This is a genomic window from Streptomyces sp. AC627_RSS907 (assembly GCF_019049165.1).
Genome location: NZ_JAGMUE010000385.1, coordinates 1 through 721, shown reverse-complemented (window position 1 = coordinate 721; position 721 = coordinate 1). Strand labels below are relative to the sequence as shown.

General features: G+C 65.6%; 1 protein-coding gene. It reads right to left on the bottom strand.

Annotation, left to right across the window (positions count from 1 at the left end; all coding sequences use genetic code 11):
* A partial coding sequence (locus KUM32_RS36025; protein ID WP_254406631.1) for a glycerophosphodiester phosphodiesterase family protein occupies positions 1 to 721 on the bottom strand: 721 nt, incomplete at both ends.

Genomic DNA, 721 nt, shown 5'->3' with positions numbered 1-721 from the left:
CATGCCGAGTTGGTGGATGCGGTCGACGAGGGTCTGGTCGGTGACGGTGTGCTGGGGGTTGATCTGGTCGGCCCAGGTGCTGAGCTGGAGGAGTTCGGTGTCGGTGGGGCGTTGGGCGTCGAGGATGCCGATGGGGACGTCGGGGAGGTGGGTGTGGAATTGCTGGGCGTCGTCGGTCTGGAAGGACTGGACGGTGAGTCGGTGGTGGGTGAGGGCGTTGCGGAGGTAGCGGGGTTTGGTTGTGAGGTGGGTGGCGAGGTCGGTGGCGAGGGTGGTGGTGTAGTGGCCGCAGGGGCTGATTTCGGCGAGGAGTCCGGTGCGGGTGTGGTTGATGCGGGTGATGACGGTGTCGAGGGTGATGAGTGGTTCGCCTTTGTAGCGGGGGTGGAACCAGGAGCCGGCGTCGAGTTTTTGGAGTTCTGCCCAGGTGAAGTCGGAGACGCGGTAGCGGGGGCGGTCGGGGTAGAGGGTTTTGATGTTGGTGGTGCGTTCCATGGTGCAGTCGTGGAAGTTGATGAGTTTGCCGTCTTTGGTGCGTTGGACGTCGATTTCGACGTGGTCGGCGCGTTGTCGGACGGCGAGGTCGATGGCGGCGGCGGTGTTCTCGGGTGCCATGCCGGAGGATCCGCGGTGCGCGATGACGTCGGGGCGGTCGTCGGCGTGCGCGGTGGTGGAGGCCATGGCCATGGTGATACCGCTCAGCACGGCCACGACCAGACCG